The organism is Gemella sp. 20925_1_85 (assembly GCF_041433735.1).
Lineage (GTDB): Bacteria > Bacillota > Bacilli > Staphylococcales > Gemellaceae > Gemella.
Map to the genome: position 1 here is coordinate 34,735 of NZ_JAPWCC010000013.1, position 17,797 is coordinate 52,531.

Annotated in this window: 19 protein-coding genes; 18 read left to right on the forward strand and 1 reads right to left on the reverse strand. The window is 31.1% G+C overall.

Annotated features, from left to right (window positions below; all coding sequences use genetic code 11):
• The first annotated feature begins 1 nt into the window (after nucleotide 1).
• Nucleotides 2-361 (forward strand): truncated hemoglobin, encoded by a 360-nt coding sequence (locus O3884_RS05355; RefSeq protein ID WP_294681876.1) that lies wholly within the window; start codon nucleotides 2-4, stop codon nucleotides 359-361.
• Between the two features lie 44 nt (nucleotides 362-405).
• Here O3884_RS05355 and O3884_RS05360 read toward each other — a convergent pair whose 3' ends face one another.
• Nucleotides 406-954 carry a TetR/AcrR family transcriptional regulator gene (locus O3884_RS05360; protein ID WP_371452254.1) on the reverse strand — a complete coding sequence of 183 codons (549 nt, stop codon included), beginning with the start codon at nucleotides 952-954 and terminating at the stop codon, nucleotides 406-408.
• 405 nt (nucleotides 955-1,359) lie between these two features.
• Between O3884_RS05360 and O3884_RS05365 the strand changes: the two genes are divergently transcribed.
• The 17 genes from O3884_RS05365 to O3884_RS05445 form a co-directional block, all read left to right on the forward strand.
• Nucleotides 1,360-2,136 carry a phosphatidylserine decarboxylase gene (locus O3884_RS05365; protein ID WP_371452237.1) on the forward strand — a complete coding sequence of 259 codons (777 nt, stop codon included), beginning with the start codon at nucleotides 1,360-1,362 and terminating at the stop codon, nucleotides 2,134-2,136.
• Between the two features lie 17 nt (nucleotides 2,137-2,153).
• Complete coding sequence (locus O3884_RS05370; RefSeq protein WP_060914242.1) at nucleotides 2,154-2,726, forward strand: YqeG family HAD IIIA-type phosphatase; 573 nt, start codon at nucleotides 2,154-2,156, stop codon at nucleotides 2,724-2,726.
• Entirely contained in the window at nucleotides 2,719-3,837 is a 1,119-nt protein-coding gene (gene yqeH, locus O3884_RS05375) for a ribosome biogenesis GTPase YqeH (RefSeq protein WP_060914243.1), read from the forward strand. Before O3884_RS05370 ends, yqeH begins: the two co-directional genes overlap by 8 nt.
• A 19-nt stretch (nucleotides 3,838-3,856) precedes the next feature.
• Nucleotides 3,857-4,156: a ribosome assembly RNA-binding protein YhbY gene (yhbY, locus tag O3884_RS05380; protein WP_004264083.1), complete on the forward strand. Its 300-nt coding sequence runs from the start codon at nucleotides 3,857-3,859 to the stop codon at nucleotides 4,154-4,156.
• A 1-nt stretch (nucleotide 4,157) separates the two neighbouring features.
• Entirely contained in the window at nucleotides 4,158-4,766 is a 609-nt protein-coding gene (nadD, locus tag O3884_RS05385; protein WP_371452241.1) for a nicotinate (nicotinamide) nucleotide adenylyltransferase, read from the forward strand.
• Entirely contained in the window at nucleotides 4,741-5,610 is an 870-nt protein-coding gene (gene yqeK / locus O3884_RS05390; protein WP_294681888.1) for a bis(5'-nucleosyl)-tetraphosphatase (symmetrical) YqeK, read from the forward strand. The genes nadD and yqeK overlap by 26 nt, the downstream gene beginning before the upstream one ends.
• 20 nt (nucleotides 5,611-5,630) lie before the next feature.
• Nucleotides 5,631-5,969: a ribosome silencing factor gene (gene rsfS, locus O3884_RS05395; protein ID WP_294681889.1), complete on the forward strand. Its 339-nt coding sequence runs from the start codon at nucleotides 5,631-5,633 to the stop codon at nucleotides 5,967-5,969.
• A 1-nt stretch (nucleotide 5,970) separates the two neighbouring features.
• Nucleotides 5,971-6,690, forward strand: a complete 720-nt coding sequence (locus tag O3884_RS05400; RefSeq protein ID WP_294681890.1) for a class I SAM-dependent DNA methyltransferase — start codon at nucleotides 5,971-5,973, stop codon at nucleotides 6,688-6,690.
• Between the two features lies 1 nt (nucleotide 6,691).
• Complete coding sequence (locus tag O3884_RS05405) at nucleotides 6,692-7,324, forward strand: GyrI-like domain-containing protein (protein WP_371452244.1); 633 nt, start codon at nucleotides 6,692-6,694, stop codon at nucleotides 7,322-7,324.
• 108 nt (nucleotides 7,325-7,432) lie between these two features.
• Entirely contained in the window at nucleotides 7,433-7,867 is a 435-nt protein-coding gene (locus O3884_RS05410; protein WP_371452246.1) for a CopY/TcrY family copper transport repressor, read from the forward strand.
• A 15-nt stretch (nucleotides 7,868-7,882) separates the two neighbouring features.
• A complete protein-coding gene (locus O3884_RS05415; protein WP_371452248.1) occupies nucleotides 7,883-8,656 on the forward strand; it encodes an SDR family NAD(P)-dependent oxidoreductase in 774 nt (257 codons plus the stop codon).
• Between the two features lie 200 nt (nucleotides 8,657-8,856).
• Nucleotides 8,857-11,076, forward strand: coding sequence for a cell surface ecto-5'-nucleotidase Nt5e (nt5e, locus tag O3884_RS05420; RefSeq protein ID WP_294681895.1), 2,220 nt, complete (start codon nucleotides 8,857-8,859; stop codon nucleotides 11,074-11,076).
• Nucleotides 11,077-11,640: 564 nt separating this feature from the next.
• Complete coding sequence (locus O3884_RS05425) at nucleotides 11,641-13,455, forward strand: ABC transporter substrate-binding protein (protein WP_294681896.1); 1,815 nt, start codon at nucleotides 11,641-11,643, stop codon at nucleotides 13,453-13,455.
• A 382-nt stretch (nucleotides 13,456-13,837) separates the two neighbouring features.
• Nucleotides 13,838-15,580: a 2-oxoacid:acceptor oxidoreductase subunit alpha gene (locus tag O3884_RS05430; RefSeq protein WP_371452250.1), complete on the forward strand. Its 1,743-nt coding sequence runs from the start codon at nucleotides 13,838-13,840 to the stop codon at nucleotides 15,578-15,580.
• A gap of 1 nt (nucleotide 15,581) precedes the next feature.
• Nucleotides 15,582-16,454, forward strand: coding sequence for a 2-oxoacid:ferredoxin oxidoreductase subunit beta (locus O3884_RS05435; protein ID WP_294681898.1), 873 nt, complete (start codon nucleotides 15,582-15,584; stop codon nucleotides 16,452-16,454).
• Nucleotides 16,455-16,464: 10 nt separating this feature from the next.
• Entirely contained in the window at nucleotides 16,465-16,734 is a 270-nt protein-coding gene (locus tag O3884_RS05440; RefSeq protein WP_371452251.1) for a hypothetical protein, read from the forward strand.
• Between the two features lie 4 nt (nucleotides 16,735-16,738).
• A partial coding sequence (locus tag O3884_RS05445) for a M42 family metallopeptidase (RefSeq protein WP_371452253.1) occupies nucleotides 16,739-17,797 on the forward strand: 1,059 nt, incomplete at its 3' end.

A 17,797-nucleotide genomic window follows, 5' to 3' on the forward strand; every position in this document is an offset into this window, starting at 1 on the left:
TATGAACCTGTATGAACAAATAGGAGAAGAAAAGATTGATGAACTAGTTATGCATATGTATGACGATATTATACCAAATGACGATAGAATCAATCTTTTATTTAATGATGGTTTTGATAAAATCAAAATAGAACAAAAACGATTTTTCAGATTATTCTTAGGACAGCCAGGTCATTCGATCTTTGCTACACCTGACTTAAGAAAAAAACATATGAAACTACCTATTTCTATAAAAGAAGCAAAATATTGGTTAGAAGACTTTGAATTAGCTTTAGATAGAATAGATATAGATCCTGCAATTAAAAAATTCTTTAGCCAAAAAATTAATGCTTTAACGATGCAAATGATAAATACAATTTAAAAAAAGTAATCCCTCATTACTGACTTCAGTAGTGAGGGATTTATTTATGCGACAACTTCGTCTTCATCCGATCTAGAGAATATTTCTCTTAGTGTCTCAGGAGAAGCAGTAGAAACAAATTTAATTGTAGATTTTATATTATAAAGGAATGCTTCATCCTTGTGTATTCTATTAGCAGTTAATGCGCCTTGAATACTAGTGAATAACCATTCACTAACAGGATTACAAACATCTTCAGGTAGATTTCTATCGAATAATCCATCAGCAAGAAGTAAGCGCCAATTTTCCAATATATCACTACATTTTTCAGCGATAATTGGTGATAATTCTGCAGTTTCCATAGCTAATAATGTTAGAGAGAAACCACTACGTTTACATGCTTTACCTTTTGATATAAAAAGATCAAAAACAGTTGTTAAATACTCCTCTAAAGTCCCTAATTTCGGAGAAATTGTTTTAAATTCTTTTTTTACATTACTGTTGATTTTATCTAGTGCTTCTAGATAAATCTCATCCTTTCCTTTTGGAAAATAATAATATACGCTTCCTTTAGGGGCTTTAGCTTTTTTAATGATATCCTGAACACTTGTCAGAGAATAGCCCTTAGTTCAAACGTTTTGGACAGTTGTTAAAATAATATTTTCTTTTACTTTATTATTTAACGTCATGTCATTCACTCCCTTGCTTTATTATTATAATTATATTATACAATTTTATGGTGATAAAATCAATATTCTATAACAAAAATTTAAAAGATACTTGAATATACAAATATCAAATTTTCAATAATGGTAACGTATAATAGTTGAATGTAATATAGTTAAGTTTCTTGAAAAATATAATAATATAAAAGATTATACTATAATAATCAGATTAAATTAAATAATATTTTTAATAAAATATACTTTCTGATAGTTTTAGGCTGATTTCTTTGCAATATTTGTATTTAATCGACTTTTATAGTAAAATATAACATGATATTCAATAAGGAGGCGGGTATGTTAAAAAAGAAAATGTTTCAACTTTGTGTTGAATTAACTAATGGAAATATGAGTTCTAAAGCTCTTAAAAAATTAACTAAGTCTAATTTAAGTAGATTAATGATTCAACCTTTTGCTAAGGTATATGATATTAATACAGAAGAAATCTTAGATGAAATTGATGATTTTAAAAATTTAAATGAATTTTTTATCAGAAAACTACGACCTGATGCTCGACCAATTAATCAAGAAGAGGATTCTTTAGTGAGTCCTACTGATGGAGTTATTTCAGAAGTGGGAACTATAAGTGAAGATAGTACATTTATTGTGAAAAATCAAGTGTACAATGTTCAAACATTAGTCGGCGATAGTGAGTTAGCTGATAAATATAAAGATGGTACATATATTATAATATATCTAAGTCCAAAGAATTATCATCGTATTCACTTCCCTATGAATAGTCAGGTAAAGGATGCATATAGTTTAGGTAAATATTCATATCCAGTTAATAATCTTGGATTAGAATTAGGAGATAATATATTAAGCTATAACTACAGACAAGTGTATAGACTTAATGGAAAAATAAATTATACATTGATCCCTGTAGGAGCTCAAAATGTTAATTCTATTATTCCGACGTATGAGAGTATTTATGTGAAAAAAGGAGAAGAGTTAGGGTACTTTGAGTTTGGTTCAACAGTAGTATTACTGTTTGAAAAAGATAATGTAATCTTAGAGGAAAACTTAGAGAATAAAGAAATCAAGATGGGAGAGAAAATAGCTACTATTTTATAAGCTATTGATAAAGGAAAATGGTACTAAAAAGATATTTTTCACCAGATGATTTTATAGAAAAGTATGAGTTTATTGATGTTGAATATATGAATATGCATAACAAGAAAGTTATTATTTCTGATTTAGATAATACTTTAATATCATGGGACAGTAAAAAAGATACAAAAGAATTGAATAAATGGCTAAAGAAGATGAAAAAAGCTGGTTTCGATATTATTGTTGTGTCTAATAATACTGAAGAACGTGTTGAGGAGTTCTGTAAAAAATTAAATCTACAATATGTAGCTGGAGCAAAAAAACCTTTGACAATTGGATTTAAAAGAGCTTTACAAAAATTAAATAGAAAACCTGAAGAAGCAATTATCCTAGGAGATCAAGTTTTAACTGATGTACTAGGTGCGAAAAGTTTCGGAGTTATGAGTGTACTAGTAAAACCTATATCTAAAACTGATGCATTCAAAACTAGAATTAATAGATTTTTTGAAGGGTTAATAATCCAAAATTTAACAAGAAGAAAAAAATTCCCTAAAATGAAAAAAGTAGGGTATAGATTAAAACATAAGAAAGAAAATGGAGGCCATATTGAGTAATAAAGTTTATTGTATAGGTTGTGGTGTTGAGATTCAAAGTGAAGATCAAAATAAACAAGGTTATTTACCAAAGAGTGTTGTTGAAAAAAGTATTGACGGCAATCTTGTTTGTAAAAGATGTTTTAGATTAAAAAACTATAATGAAGTATCTGATGTGCAACTTGGAGCTGAAGACTTCTATCAACTTATCAAAACACTATCAAAAAAAGATGCATTAATTGTAAAAGTAGTAGATATTTTTGACTTTTCTGGAAGTTGGATTGAAGATGTAGTTGATATTGTAGGAAATAATAAAGACATAGTACTTGTAGCTAACAAGTTAGATTTATTACCTAAATCTGTTAAGCAAAATAAAGTAAAACAATGGTTATTTAAGATGCTGAAAGCTAAGGGCATTAAAGTAAAAGATATTCTTTTAATTAGTGCGATAAAAAATCAAGGTGTTGAAGAAGCAGCAAGTCGTATAGATGAATTACGAAATGGTAAGGATGTTTATATAGTAGGAGCAACGAATGTCGGTAAATCTACATTTATTAACAAACTTATCGAACTTACAACTGGGGATAAGAATGTAATTACAACTTCTCACTTCCCGGGGACAACGCTAGGGATGATAGAGATACCATTAGATCGTGCTACTAGTATTTATGATACACCAGGTATTATTCTGGATTATGATATAGCTCATTATCTTGATGCGCAAAGTTTAAAATTAGTAATGCCCAAAAAAGAGATTAAGGCTCGTGTATTCCAGTTAAATGCTGAACAAAGTTTATTCTTTGGTGGTATGGCTCGAATGGATTTTGTAGAAGGTGAGCGTCAAAGTTTCACATTATATGCATCTAATTTAGTAGAAATCCATCGTACAAAATTAAGTAATGCAGATCAATTATTTGAAAAGCACTTAGGAACATTATTAAAACCGCCGTTTGAAGATAATATTTCTATCTTCAACAATCAAGTTAAGAAAAGTTTCACTATTGACAGTAGAAAGATGGATATTGTGATTTCTGGATTAGGATGGATTACTGTTAATAGCGATAGTGGATGTAAGATTGATATTCATGTACCAGAAGAAATCGAAGTATTTGTACGTGAATCGATAATATAGTAAAAGAAAAGAGGATAAGATGTTAAAAGGAAAACAAAAAAGACAATTAAGAGCATTAGCTCATCATTTATCACCAATTTTCCAAGTAGGGAAATCAGGTGTAAATAGTGATATGATTCAAGGAATTAGAGATGCGTTAGAAAAACGTGAATTATTAAAAGTAAGTATTTTACAAAACTGTGAAGAAGATAAAGATGAGGTTGCTCAAATTCTATCTGAACGTACTTCATCTGAATTAGTTCAAGTAATTGGACACACTATTGTATTATACAAACAAAGCTCTAAGGAAAAGTATAGAAAAATAGAGTTGGTGAAATAAGATGTCAATTGCGCTTTATGGTGGTAGTTTTGACCCGATTCATATAGGTCATCTAATTACTGCCGAAATAGCACTAGATACTTATAATTTAGAGAAAGTTATTTTTATTCCCTCATATATTACACCGTTAAAAGGTAGAGAACTTGAAGCTAGTGATAAAAATAGGTTTGAGATGACGAAACTAAGTACTAAAGGCAACTTAAAGTTTGAAGTAAGTGACTATGAAATATCAAATGAGGGTGTAAGTTATAGTTATAATACTGTTAAGTATTTTAGTGAATTGTATAAAAATGAAAAAATCTATTTTATTATTGGAACAGATAGAGCCAAAGATTTAAAAAAATGGTATAATATAGGAGAACTAGCAAAACTTGTAACTTTTATTTTTGTTGCTCGTGATGAAGAGGATTTATATAAAGTAGCAGAAGGGGATGTTTTTTATAAATCTATTAATTATGAGATAATGAAATCACCGATAATTGAGATAAGTTCTAGTTTAATTAGGAAAAATTTAAAAAACAAGAAAAGTATTAATTATATGATTACGGATGAATGTAGATCATATATAGAGGAGTTGAGTTTATATGGAATATCAAGAAATTCAAAATAGAGTGAAAGAAATATTACCAGAAAAAAGATATGAACACACACTAAGAGTTGTGGAAGTAGCGAAACATTTAGCAAAAATTCATGGGGCAAACGAAGAAAGAGCAGCATTAGTAGCGTTAGTACATGATGTTTGTAAACCAATGGATGAAGTATTAATGAAAAAATACGTAATCTTACATAATTTAGATGTTAACTTATTAGACTATCCGGTAGAAGTGCTTCACGGACCTGTAGCAAGTGCATTTATTGAAGAAGAATTTGGTGTAGCTGATGAAGAAGTTAAACTGGCAGTTGCTAACCACACATTCGGTAGAAAGCACATGACATTATTAGAAAAAATAATCTTCATAGCTGACTATACTGATCCACAAAGAAAACACCCACATTTAGATGAGGTTACTGAAGTATCTCAATACGATTTAGATGAAGCGGTAAGACTTGCTGCTAAGTATACGCTAGTTTATTTAATCGATAACGATGAAAGAATTTATCCATCATTATTAGAGTGTTATAACTATTATAATATTAAAAACTATCGTGTTGGATTTAAAGAAAAAAATAAAGATAAAATCTTAGCTGATGAAAAAACAATTACGATTAGAAATAAGAGTGAAGCTCACTTCAAAAAAGGTGATTTATTAGAAGCTACGACTTATGAAGATCCAGATACAGTGTTTGCTACATTAGAAGTTGATTTAGTTAAGCCTGTAACAAGAGATACTTTAACAGAACGTTATGCTAAGTATTATGGTGTTACTTTAGACGAATTAATCGATAAATTAGCAAAAAGATACCCAGAAGATGATGTACTATATGTGGTAATGTTCCATATTATAAAAAAATAAAATAAAGAAAGAGGATGAAAATGGAAGTAGAAAACTTATTAAAAGTTGTTGTAGATGCATGTGACGACAAACACGGTTACGATATCGTTGCGTATGATTTAACTCAAGCAGGAGTATTATATGATTATTCTGTAATTTGTCACGCACCTACAAACAGACAAGTAGAAGCAATTGCTCAAGAGGTAAGAGAACAAGTATTAGAAAATGGTGGAGAAATTCACAGTACAGAAGGTCTAAGAGAAGCCAAATGGATTCTTATGGACTTAGGTGATATAGTAGTAAACATCATGACTCGTGACGATAGAGAATACTATGAATTAGATGCACTATTTGAGAAATATCCTATAAAAGGTGTATAATATGTACGAAAATTTAAGTATTGTTTATGATAAACTAATGGATGTCGACTACGATGCTTATAAAAATATTATTGGTCAAGAATTAGAAGATAGAGAAAATCTTCTAGTTCTTGATTTAGGTTGTGGTAGTGGTGCAATGCTACCAACTCTAAAAAAATATGGAGAAGTATTTGCAGTAGACAATAGTGAACAAATGTTGGCGATAGCTAGTGAAAAAGTTCCTGGTTGTAATTATTTTGCGATGGATTTATTAGAAATTTCATCATTAAATATGGAATTTGATTTTGTATTAAGTGCATTTGATGTATTTAATTATCTATCGGATTTTGAAGAGTTTAAACTAGGGTTAAAAGAAGTATACTCGTCTTTAAGAGAAGGTGGAAAATTTGTGTTTGATATCCATACTCCCAAAAAAGTTACGGATATGTTAGAAAAACAAGTTTTCGGTTATGAAGATGAGGAAATAAGCTATTTATGGTTTACATATGAGACAGAAAATTCTTTAGAAGTGGAGAGCGAGTTATCGTTCTTTATAAAAGAAAATAACGGTTTGTATAGAAAACTTGAGCAGTTTCACTCTCAAAGAACCTATGAAATTGAAAGTGTCCTTGCTGAAGTTCAAAATATTGGATTTAAAGTTAAAGATTATTTCTGTGACTTTGATAAAAACAATAAAAGATATGCTGAATCAGATAGAATAATTTTTGTTTTGGAGAAGTAGTATGGCAGTTGATTTTAAAAAAACTCTTAAGCATTTATATGCTCCTAAGACTAAACCGAGTATTGTTAATGTCGAGAAAGCTAATTATATAGCAGTAAGAGGAAGTGGGGATCCAAATGATGAAAATAGTGAATATAAACAATCGATTAGTTTATTGTATCCTGTAGCTTACGCTATAAAAATGAGTGAAAAAGGAGATTATAAAATTCATGGTTACTTTGATTTTGTTGTTCCACCGTTAGAAGGGTTTTGGTGGCAGGAAGGAATAGACGGTGTTGATTATAGTAATAAACAAAATTTTAAGTTTATTTCGTTAATACGTATGCCAGATTTTGTTACAAAAGAAGTATTTGAGTGGGCTATCAAGCAAGTAACGGAAAAGAAAAAAGGAGATTTCTCAAACGTTGAATTTTTTAGCTATAATGAAGGAACTTGTGTCCAATGTATGCATATTGGTCCTTATGACAAAGAGCCAGAAACTGTCACTAAGATGCATGAATATATGATTTCTGAAGGCTATGAATTAGACATTAACGAGATGAGATTCCACCATGAAATTTATATTTCTGATGTGAGAAAAACTGCACCTGAGAAGCTTAAAACAGTTATTAGACATCCTATTAGGAAAAAATAGTAAACTTGATTCTAGTATTGCTAGAATCAAGTTTTTTATGAATTGACATTATTTGATTAAAATAGTATTATAGTTACAGATGTAACTGAGAAAAAAGGATGATAATAAATGGAAATTAATATTTCGGAAGCGGAATGGGAAGTAATGCGAGTGGTCTGGAGTAATAAAGAAACTACAAGTAAGTTTGTAATCGACACTCTAGGTGAAGAAAAATCTTGGACACCATCGACTATTAAGACTTTACTGTCAAGGTTAGTTGAAAAAGGATTTTTAGAAACAAGAAAACAAGGGAATAAATTTTTATATTCAGCAAATTGTGTAGAAGATGAATGTTTAGATATACTAACACAGAACTTTTTAGAGAGAATTTGTGAAAGAAAAACACATGTGATTGTTAAGAATATAATTGAGACTGATAATTTAAGTAAAAGTAATATTGATGAAATTATTGAGTTGCTGAAAGAAAAAAGAAAAATAGCCCCAGAGGTAATTACGTGTAAGTGCCTAAAAGGGCAATGTAGCTGTGCAGCGAAACACGGATAAGAGAGGGATTATTGTATGGAAAATAGCAAACAAAAAATACTAATAACGGGAGCTTCTAGTGGTCTAGGTCGTGAGTTAGCACACCAATATGCACAAAAAGGGAATGTTGAGTTGATATTAGTAGCTCGCAGAAAAGAAGCTCTTGAAAAAGTTGCTAAAAAATGTGAAGCTTTTGAAAATGTTAAGACTAGAGTATATAGCGTGGATATTGGTTCTCAAGAACAAGTAGAACACCTACTTTCATCTATAAAAGATATAGATATACTTATCAATGGTGCAGGCTATGGAATTATGAAGGATTTTAGTGAATTCAGTGATCATGATGTAGTGAATATGTTTGATACAAATGTTATAGGAACTATTCAACTAACAACTGAGATTGCTAAAAGAATGAGAGAAAAGAAATCTGGAACTATTGTAACTATAGCTTCTCTAGCAGGGAAAATAGCTACACCGAAGAGTTCTGTTTACTCTGCTACAAAATTTGCTCTAATTGGATATTTTAATTCTTTACGTTTAGAACTTAAAAAAGATAATGTTCATGTTATGACTGTAAATCCAGGACCTGTAGCTACAAATTTCTTTAATATTGCTGATGAAGACAAGAGTTATCAAAAAGCGATGGGTGGTAAGACACTAACGCCTAAACTTGTTGTCAGTAAGATAATAAAAGGCATTGAACAGAAAAAACGTGAAGTAAATTTACCATTTAAACTAGTTTTAGCTGTTAAAATTAGTCAATTATTCCCAAGATTAAGCGATAGAATACTTTTAAGAATGTTTAAATAACAAGATTGAATCGAGATTAGATTATATCTAATTTCGATTTTTTTATTCTCAAAATAATATTAATAAACACAAATTTTAAAATAGTACGCTTTTAAATCGTTATCATAAAAAAATACTTAAATAATAGTTGAAAAACACGAATTATTGTGATATTATGTAAATACTAAATTACAAATAAGAAAGTGAGAAAAAAAGTTATTATGAAGAAAAAAAATTATACATTAGCGTCAGCTACAATCGTAGGATTAGCAATTGCAACTTCAGGAGGAGCTGCGTTCGCAGATGAGTCAACAACACCAGCTCCTACAACGCCTGTGACTTCTGCAACAGCTGCGCCATCGACAACACCTTCAGAGGCTCCATCAACTGGGAATGCAAGACCATCTAATCAACCAAGTGCCAATACAGAACCATCAACAGCATCAGTACAAAAAACAGCTGAAAAAGACTTAGTATTGGTTCACACTAATGATGTTCACGGACGTATCGTGGAAGAAAAAGGTCGTGATAAAAATACATCAGTTGTTGGGGATGCAAAATTAGCTACAGTAATTGAAAATGAACGTGCTAAAAAAGATCAAACAACAGTAGTGGTAGATGCAGGGGATGCTTTCCAAGGGTTACCAATCTCTAACTCAACAAAAGGTGAAGCTCGTGCTGAAATTTTAAACAAAATGAATTACGATGCTATGGCTGTAGGAAACCACGAGTTTGACTTTGGTTTAGATGAAGCTAAAAAGTATAAACAAATTTTAAAGTTTCCGCTATTAAGCTCAAATACTTATGTTAATGGCGCACGTTTATTTGAAGCATCTACAATCATCGATAAAGATAAAAGTGTTAAAGGTGATGAGGTTGTTGTTATTGGGGTAACAACACCAGAAACTGCTACAAAAACACACCCTAAAAATGTTCAAGGTGTAACATTCAAAGATCCTATTCCAGAGGTACTAAATGTAGTTAAAGAAATCCAAGCCAAAGCAAAAGCTACTGGAGATGATTATAAAACATATGTAATTTTAGCTCACCTTGGAGTAGATACAACAACTCCAAATGAATGGAGAGGTTCTACTCTTGCTGACGAACTATCTAAAAGTCCTTTATTAAAAGGAAAACGTGTAGTAGTAATCGACGGTCACTCTCACACAGTAGAATCAAAAACATATGGAGACAACGTTACTTATAATCAAACAGGAAGTTACTTAAACAACATTGGTAAAGTTACATTAAAACCAAATAGTTTATTAGGAACTCCAAGTCTAATTAAAGCTTCAGAAACTACTAATGTAACGCCTAATGCAGAGGTGAAAAAATTAGTTGATCAAATTAAAGCGAAATATGACGCAGAAAATGCTGTAGTTGTAGTGAAAAATAGCCCTGTTGAGTTAAGTGGTACTCGTGAAAATGTTCGTGTACGCGAAACTAACTTAGGAAATGTAGTAGCTGATTCACTATATGAATATGGTCAAACTGGATTCCAAAACAAAACTGATATAGCAGTAACAAATGGTGGTGGTTTACGTGAAACTATTGCTAAAGACAAACCTATTACAAAAGGAAGTGTAATTGCTGTTCTTCCATTCGGTAATACTATTTCTCAAATTAAAGTTACAGGTCAAAATGTATTAGATATGTTTGAAAAATCATTAGGATCTATTTTACAAGTTGATAAAGCTGGTAAAACTGTCTTAGATGAAAATGGACAACCATTATTAGAACCAAGTGGTGGTTTCCTACATGTATCAGGAGCTAAAGTATACTACGATACAAACTTACCTTCTGGCAAACGTGTATTACGTGTAGAAGTTAAGAACCACGACACAGGTGCATATGATAAATTAGACTTAAATAAAACATACTACCTAACTACAAATGACTTCTTAGCAGCAGGTGGAGATGGATATACAATGCTAGGTGGAGCACGTGAAGAAGGGCCATCTATGGATGTAGCATTCCAAAATTATTTAGAAAAAGCTGATTTAACTAAATATGCAGTAGTAAATCCAAACTCACGTACAATTTCTGTAGATTCAAAAACATATAAATTTGATGCTGAAAAACCTCAATCATCAAATGGTCAAGATGCTCCAGTCTTAGTTAAAGAAGAATTAGTTGTAACACGTCATATTGATGCGGCAGGTAATGAACTTGCACCAGTAGAGCTTGGAGAAAAAGCACCTAAAGTTCTTAAAGGATATAACACAGTTTCAACATCTAAAAAAGATGGAATTACAACTCATGTATACGGAGTAGAAAAAGCTAGCGTTAAATCTAGTGAAAAAGTTGCTGAAAAAGCTAATGTTTCTAACAGTGAAAGAAAATTACCTAATACAGGTATGAATTCATCTAGTACAACTGCGCTTGGTTTAAGTTTAATTGCACTTGTTGGAATTGCTGTTAGACGTAAACTTTCTAAATAGTAAAGTTAATTTGTTAATAAAAAATTAAGAGTATGGATGTTTCTATACTCTTAAATTTTTTGTAGTTTCATCATTAATATTCCTATAGTACTGTTGTAGTCAAAATATTAGCGAAAACTAATTTTTTCCGTAGTGTCGTAAATCATAGTGTAGAGTAATTTATTCTTTTTTTCTACTCTTTTCGTAATAATTTTACTATATCGTTTCTCAAAAAAACATTGACAAGGGTTTCTTATCTTGATATACTTATATCACAATAAAAAATTACACTTTGAAAAGAAGAGTAGTAGTTGATATTTGCTTAGAGAGTCTCGGTGGGTGAAATGAGATCAAAGATGATACTATGAAGATGGTCTTTTCGTGTTAGTAGTTGAATAGTTAAACTACTACGGGATAGCCCGATACAGCTAGGAGTATTAAAATGGTATTTTAGTACTTTTTGAGATGGTATTTGTGAAAATACTATAAATCAAGGTGGTAACACGTCTATAGATACGTCCTTGTGGAAGTTAATAGCTTCTACAAGGGCTTTTTTCTTTGTGTAGGAAAAGTGAGGTAAAATTTATGAAAAAAAATAATAAGAAAATAACAAAAGTTGTTAGTTCTAGTTTAGCTTTAACATTATTATTAGCAGGTTGTGCTACTAATCAAAATAAGAAAACAGGGGATATTACAAAACCATCGGTTGAATTTAAAACTTTAGTTCAAAATGATGGAAATGCGGTATCAGACAGTCATTTAAAAGTAGGAATCTTATCAGCAGATCCACTTACAGGAATGTTTAATCCAATATTCTTCTTACAAGCAACGGATTACTATGTTATGAGAGATACAATGCTTTATACTTTTGCATTGGATAAAGACTACAGATTAAAACAAGATGATAATGAAGCTCCTGCGAAATTCCATTTAGATAAAGAGAAAAAAGAAGCAACAATTACTCTAAGAAAAGATCTGAAATGGAACAATGGGGAAGATGTTACCGCTGATGACATAATTGCTACATATAATTTAATGGGTAATCCTAAATATGTAGAAAATATCAGATATTCTTCTGACTATGAAGTAATCGAAGGAATGAAAGAATATCATGAAGGTAAAGCTTCATCGATAAAAGGTATAGAGAAGAAAGATGATAAAACAGTGGTAATTAAATACACAGATGTTAGACCATCATTACTTTGGGGTAATGGTTTTATCACTACATTTTTGAATAAAGCACAGGTTGAAGAAGCATCTAAAGATTTTGCTAAATTCTCTGGTGCTAATCTAAATACAAAACCATTATCATATGGTCCATATTATTTAGACAAACAGGTTAATGGAGAAAGTGTTCTAGCCAAACAAAACCCGCATTTCTTTAATAAAGATAAAGTAAAAGTAAAAGAAATAGAATTTAAAGCTGTGTCACCATCACAAGCAGCATCGGTTATTAAGAATGGAGATGTAGACTACATTCGTTCTCTTAGTCCAAATATTTGGGAAGGTATAAAAGATTCTAAAAATGGAGATGTTTTAGGTCAAACAGATCTTTATGTGTCATATGTAGGATTTAAATTAGGTAAATTTGATAAAAAAGAAGGAAAAGTTCTAACTGATACAAGCGGAAAATTAGGCGATGCTAAATTAAGACAAGCTTTTGGATATGCAGTAGATTGGGATCAAATTAATGATAAACTATTTAAAGGATTAAGATATACACCAACTGGTTCAGGATTCTTCCCACCTAGAATAGAATTAGCAGTTAACCCTAATGGTAAGAAATTCAAAAAAGATGTAGAAAAAGCTAAAAAATTATTAGATGAAGCAGGGTATAAAGATACTGATGGAGACGGATTACGTGAAAACAAAAATGGTGAGAAATTAGTATTTAATTATGCTGCAAGAAATACTGGTAGTGATTTAGATCAAGCGTTAGCGGATAATTTCATTAAATCATGGAAAGAAGTAGGTCTTGATGTTAAATTGGTAGATGGTAAATTATTATCACCAAAAGATTGGTCAACAAGAGTACAAGCGGATGATCCTTCTATTGATATTTTCCAAGGGGCATGGGGATTCTTTAATAATCCAAACCCTAACTATATAGCTGGTGGAACTTCTAAATTAAATTTACCTAGATATATAGATGAAACTCTAGCGAAAGATTTAGAAGCGATTGATTCAAAAGATTCATTTGATGATAATAAAATAAAAGAAGCGTTTAATAAATTTGATAATGATTTTGCTGAGGTTGCACCATGGTTACCTTTAAGCTGGAGTACAGATATAGTTTGGGTAAATAAACGAGTGAAAAATATAGATCTTAAAAAATATAATACTTTTGAACAACAATTCTACGAACTTGAATTGACTTCAGATAAAGGTATTAAAAGCTAAATATAAATAAAAACATACGTAATATGATAAGACTTATGAATATAGTTTAAATTCTGATAGTTAGGTATAGTGATTCAGAGAAGACTAAAATTTATAATCTAATAAAAAATATGTTGAGCGGCTTAATAAAATTAATTCCTAAGGGATTGCAATTTTTGAGTCGCTCTCTTTAAAGGATTATTATCCCTAAATATTATACAAATTTTAAAAAAAATAAAATAAAGGTCTTTATCAAAATAAATTGTGAAATAATAATATTTTATTAGAATTATTGTACTGATAATAAATATTATTGGATGGAAAAATTTTCTTAAATATGGTAAAATAAAGTATTGAGAAATCAACGATTAAATTTCTAATGAAAGAGATTAAAGGAGATTATATGATTAATAAATTAGGATGGAAAATTGGTGGAGAACAAGGTGAAGGACTAGAAAGTACAGCCGAGATTTTCTCTACAGTAATAAATACATTAGGTTACCACATGTATTCTACAAGAGATTTCGCAAGTAGAATTAAAGGTGGTCACAGTAATAGTAAAATTTGTATTTCAGAAGAAAAAATTAATGTTATTGACTATAAGACAGACATTCTTATAGCTTTTGACCAAGCAACATTAGATAGTTATATTCCGGAATTGGATGAAAACAGTATTATTATTGCGGACGCTAAAATTAAACCAGAAATTTCTGAAGAAATTAAAGGATTAGTTGCGGTATTCCCAATTACTGATTTAGCAAAAGAAATTGCAAATCCAATCATTAAAAACATTATTACACTTGGAATTTGTTCAGCTTTATTAGATATCGATTCAAAAATATTCTACGATATGATTGAAGCAAAATTCTCTAGTAAAGGTGAGGAAATCGTAAATACTAACATTCAAGCCTTCGATAAAGGTCGTGAAATTATGAATGAATTCATGGCTGAAAATAATATTAATGATAAGTATTATCTAAAAAAATTAAACCCAACTCACAAAAATATGTGGTTAGTTGGTAACCATGCAGCGGGTCTTGGTGCATTAGCGGCAGGATGTAGAATGTATGCAGGATATCCAATTACACCAGCTACGGAAATAATGGAATATTTATTCGATAAACTTCCACTAGTAAATGGTGCATATATCCAAACAGAAGATGAGATTGCAGCGTTAGGTGTAGCTATTGGAGCGAACTTCGCAGGTGTTCGTGCTATGACAGCTACTTCAGGACCTGGTATTTCATTAATGACTGAGTTCTTAGGTATGGCAGCAATGGCAGAACAACCAGTTGTTATAGTCGACGTTCAAAGGGGTGGACCTTCTTCAGGGCTTCCAACAAAAACTGAGCAATCAGACATTTTCCACGCAGTATACGGAGGAACAGGGGATGCTTCTCGTATTGTATTAGCTCCAACATCTGTAGAAGATTGTTTCTACACTATGATTGATGCGTTCAATATGGCAGAAAAATATCAAACACCTGTTATTGTCTTAATGGATTTACAATTAGGTATGAACAAGGCTACAGTGCCTAACTTTGACTTTAGTAAGGTTCAAATCGATCGTGGAAATCTATTAAAACAAGAAGAAATTACTGAAGAAGATATTATTTACTTCAAACGTTATGCGACAGATGTATTAGTTTCAAACAGAACTATCCCAGGTCAAAAAGGTGGAATCCACAACGCGAACAGTTATGAACACTCTGTTGTAGGATTACCTTCTGAGGTCAAACGTAACACAGTACGTCAAAAAGAAAAACGTTCTAATAAGATTGAATCTGCATTAGTAGAAAAACCATTCGAACTAAATGAATATAACGATGAAAAAGATATTCTATTAGTAGGTGTAAATTCAACATATGGAGTTCTAAATAAAGCTGCTAAGCAATTACAAGAACAAGGTATGAAGATTGATACTATGCATATTCGTCAAATTTATCCAGTTGCTCAACCTATTCGTGATGCATTTGATAAATATAGAAAAATCTATATTGTCGAGCACAACCACAATAAACAGTTACGTACTGTAATAGCAAGTAAATACCACAATTCAGAAAAAATTGGTAGTTTACTAAAATATAATGGAGACATCTATTATACTCACGAACTTGTTGAACAATTACTAGAGGAGGAAAAATAGTTTGAAAGTAACATTAAAAGATTATAAAAACGATGTTAAGCCCGATTGGTGTGCCGGTTGTGGAGACTTCTCGGTACTTGCGGGTATAAATAGAGCTGTTGTAAATCTAGGAATTAAGCCTGAGAATGTTGTAATCTCTGCAGGGATTGGATGTTCTGGGAAAATCAGTGGATATACAAAAGCATATGGAGTTCAAGGATTGCACGGACGTTCACTACCAGTCGCTCAAGGGATAAAACTAGCCAACCAAGACCTAACAGTTTTCGCTATGGGTGGAGATGGTGACGGATATGCCATTGGTATTGGTCACGCAGTTCACGCTATGAAACGTAATGTAAACATGACATACGTAGTAATGGATAACCAACTTTACGCATTAACAAAAGGGCAAATGTCACCTAAGTCTGATGAAGGATTAGTAACGACAACAACTCTTGAAGGTGTTATGGAAAAACCATTGTCAGCTATGAAAATTGCCTTATCTTGTGAAGTTACATTCCTAGCGCAAGCATTTACTGGTGATATGAAAGAAATGATGCAAATCTTCGAAGAAGCTGTTAATCATGATGGATTCTCACTAGTTAACGTGTTCAGCCCATGTAAAACATATAACTACAAAAACACGCCAGCATGGTATAAAGAACACTTAACAAAACTTTCTGATATCGAAGGTTATGATAATACTAATAAATTAGAAGCGTATAGAGTCTTAGAAGAATACAACGACCTTGTAACAGGGGTAATCTATAAAAATGAGAAAAAACCTCATTACGAAGATACTTTACGTAATTATAAACGAGATGAACCTATTGCTCATCAAAACCTAGAACTTAGTGAGGAATTATTTAACTCGTTATGTGATGAATTCAGATAAGAGGTAAAATATGAAATTAAAAAGAATATTATTGCCATTAGCTGTAGTTTATGCAGGATATCGTGTTTATCAAAAAACAGAAGAGCAAGAATTAAATAATGATCACATAGATAGGTGTAGAAACAAATTAATCGCATTAGGTTATGATGTTATAGATAGCTATACGCTAAACTTAAAAGAAAACTCATATTTAATGTTCTATTTTGACAATAACAATATCGAATATGAAGTACGTTATGATAAAGAAAGTGAAACAATAGAGTACATAAAAGAGGTATAAGAAAATGAGTAAATCAATAGAAAGATTCAGAGAATTAACAATGTTAGACGGAACATCAGGGTTTGAAAGTGAAATTTCAAAATATTTAGAAGAGAATTTATCTAAATATGCTGATGAGATTAAGTTCGATAATCTTGGTGGAATCTATGCTATTAAAAAGTCTAAAAAAGAAAATGCTAAAACAGTTATGATTTCAGCTCACATGGATGAAGTTGGATTTATCGTAACTAAAGTATTACCAAATGGTATGCTTAAATTTGAAACACTTGGTGGTTTTAGGGAAGATGTTCTTTTAGCTCAAACTTACACAGTAACTTCATATGAAGGGAAAAAATTCACTGGAGTAATAGGTTCAATTCCTAAACACTTCACTGCAGGAGTAGCGCAAAATGTAAAAATTAGCGATATGACTATAGATGTAGGTGCAGCTTCAAGAGAAGAAGCTTTAGAAATGGGAATTCGCGAAGGTGCATTTGTTACACCAAAAACAACATTTGAACAACTTACTGAAAACAGATTTATGAGTAAAGCTGTTGATAACCGTTACGGATGTGTAATTATTACAGAAACCTTAGAAGAATTTGCTGATAAAGAATTAGACTTCAACCTAGTAGTTTGTGCTACTGTTCAAGAAGAAGTAGGTCTTCGTGGAGCAACAGTGGCAGCAAATATGATTAAACCTGATGTATGTTTCGTTGTAGACTGTAGTCCAGCAAACGATATGGACGGAAAAGAAACAAGTAATGGTCGCCTTGGAGAAGGATTCTTAGTAAGATTAGTTGATAGAACTATGGTACTTCGTGCTAACATGAGAGAAAAAATCGTAGCACTTGCTGAAGAAAATGGAATTAAATACCAATACTTCACTTCACCAGGAGGAACAGATGCTGGTAATATTCACCAAGCATTAAATGGTATTCCAACAACTGTAATCGGTATTTGTGCACGTTATATTCACACTCACAATGCAGTATTCGATATTCGTGATTATTACGCAGCTAAATCAATTTTAGGGAAATTATTAGAAACTATCGATGATAAATTCATTGAAGATGTAAGAAAA

Excerpts from the sequence above, each read along its gene's own strand:
- O3884_RS05355 (WP_294681876.1), top strand. The coding sequence starts at position 2 with ATGAACCTGTATGAACAAATAGGAGAAGAAAAGATTGATGAACTAGTT.
- O3884_RS05365 (WP_371452237.1), top strand. The coding sequence starts at position 1,360 with ATGTTAAAAAAGAAAATGTTTCAACTTTGTGTTGAATTAACTAATGGA.
- O3884_RS05370 (WP_060914242.1), top strand. The coding sequence starts at position 2,154 with ATGGTACTAAAAAGATATTTTTCACCAGATGATTTTATAGAAAAGTAT.
- yhbY (WP_004264083.1), top strand. The coding sequence starts at position 3,857 with ATGTTAAAAGGAAAACAAAAAAGACAATTAAGAGCATTAGCTCATCAT.
- nadD (WP_371452241.1), top strand. The coding sequence starts at position 4,158 with ATGTCAATTGCGCTTTATGGTGGTAGTTTTGACCCGATTCATATAGGT.
- yqeK (WP_294681888.1), top strand. The coding sequence starts at position 4,741 with ATGGAATATCAAGAAATTCAAAATAGAGTGAAAGAAATATTACCAGAA.
- rsfS (WP_294681889.1), top strand. The coding sequence starts at position 5,631 with ATGGAAGTAGAAAACTTATTAAAAGTTGTTGTAGATGCATGTGACGAC.
- O3884_RS05400 (WP_294681890.1), top strand. The coding sequence starts at position 5,971 with ATGTACGAAAATTTAAGTATTGTTTATGATAAACTAATGGATGTCGAC.
- O3884_RS05405 (WP_371452244.1), top strand. The coding sequence starts at position 6,692 with ATGGCAGTTGATTTTAAAAAAACTCTTAAGCATTTATATGCTCCTAAG.
- O3884_RS05410 (WP_371452246.1), top strand. The coding sequence starts at position 7,433 with ATGGAAATTAATATTTCGGAAGCGGAATGGGAAGTAATGCGAGTGGTC.
- O3884_RS05415 (WP_371452248.1), top strand. The coding sequence starts at position 7,883 with ATGGAAAATAGCAAACAAAAAATACTAATAACGGGAGCTTCTAGTGGT.
- nt5e (WP_294681895.1), top strand. The coding sequence starts at position 8,857 with ATGAAGAAAAAAAATTATACATTAGCGTCAGCTACAATCGTAGGATTA.
- O3884_RS05425 (WP_294681896.1), top strand. The coding sequence starts at position 11,641 with ATGAAAAAAAATAATAAGAAAATAACAAAAGTTGTTAGTTCTAGTTTA.
- O3884_RS05430 (WP_371452250.1), top strand. The coding sequence starts at position 13,838 with ATGATTAATAAATTAGGATGGAAAATTGGTGGAGAACAAGGTGAAGGA.
- O3884_RS05440 (WP_371452251.1), top strand. The coding sequence starts at position 16,465 with ATGAAATTAAAAAGAATATTATTGCCATTAGCTGTAGTTTATGCAGGA.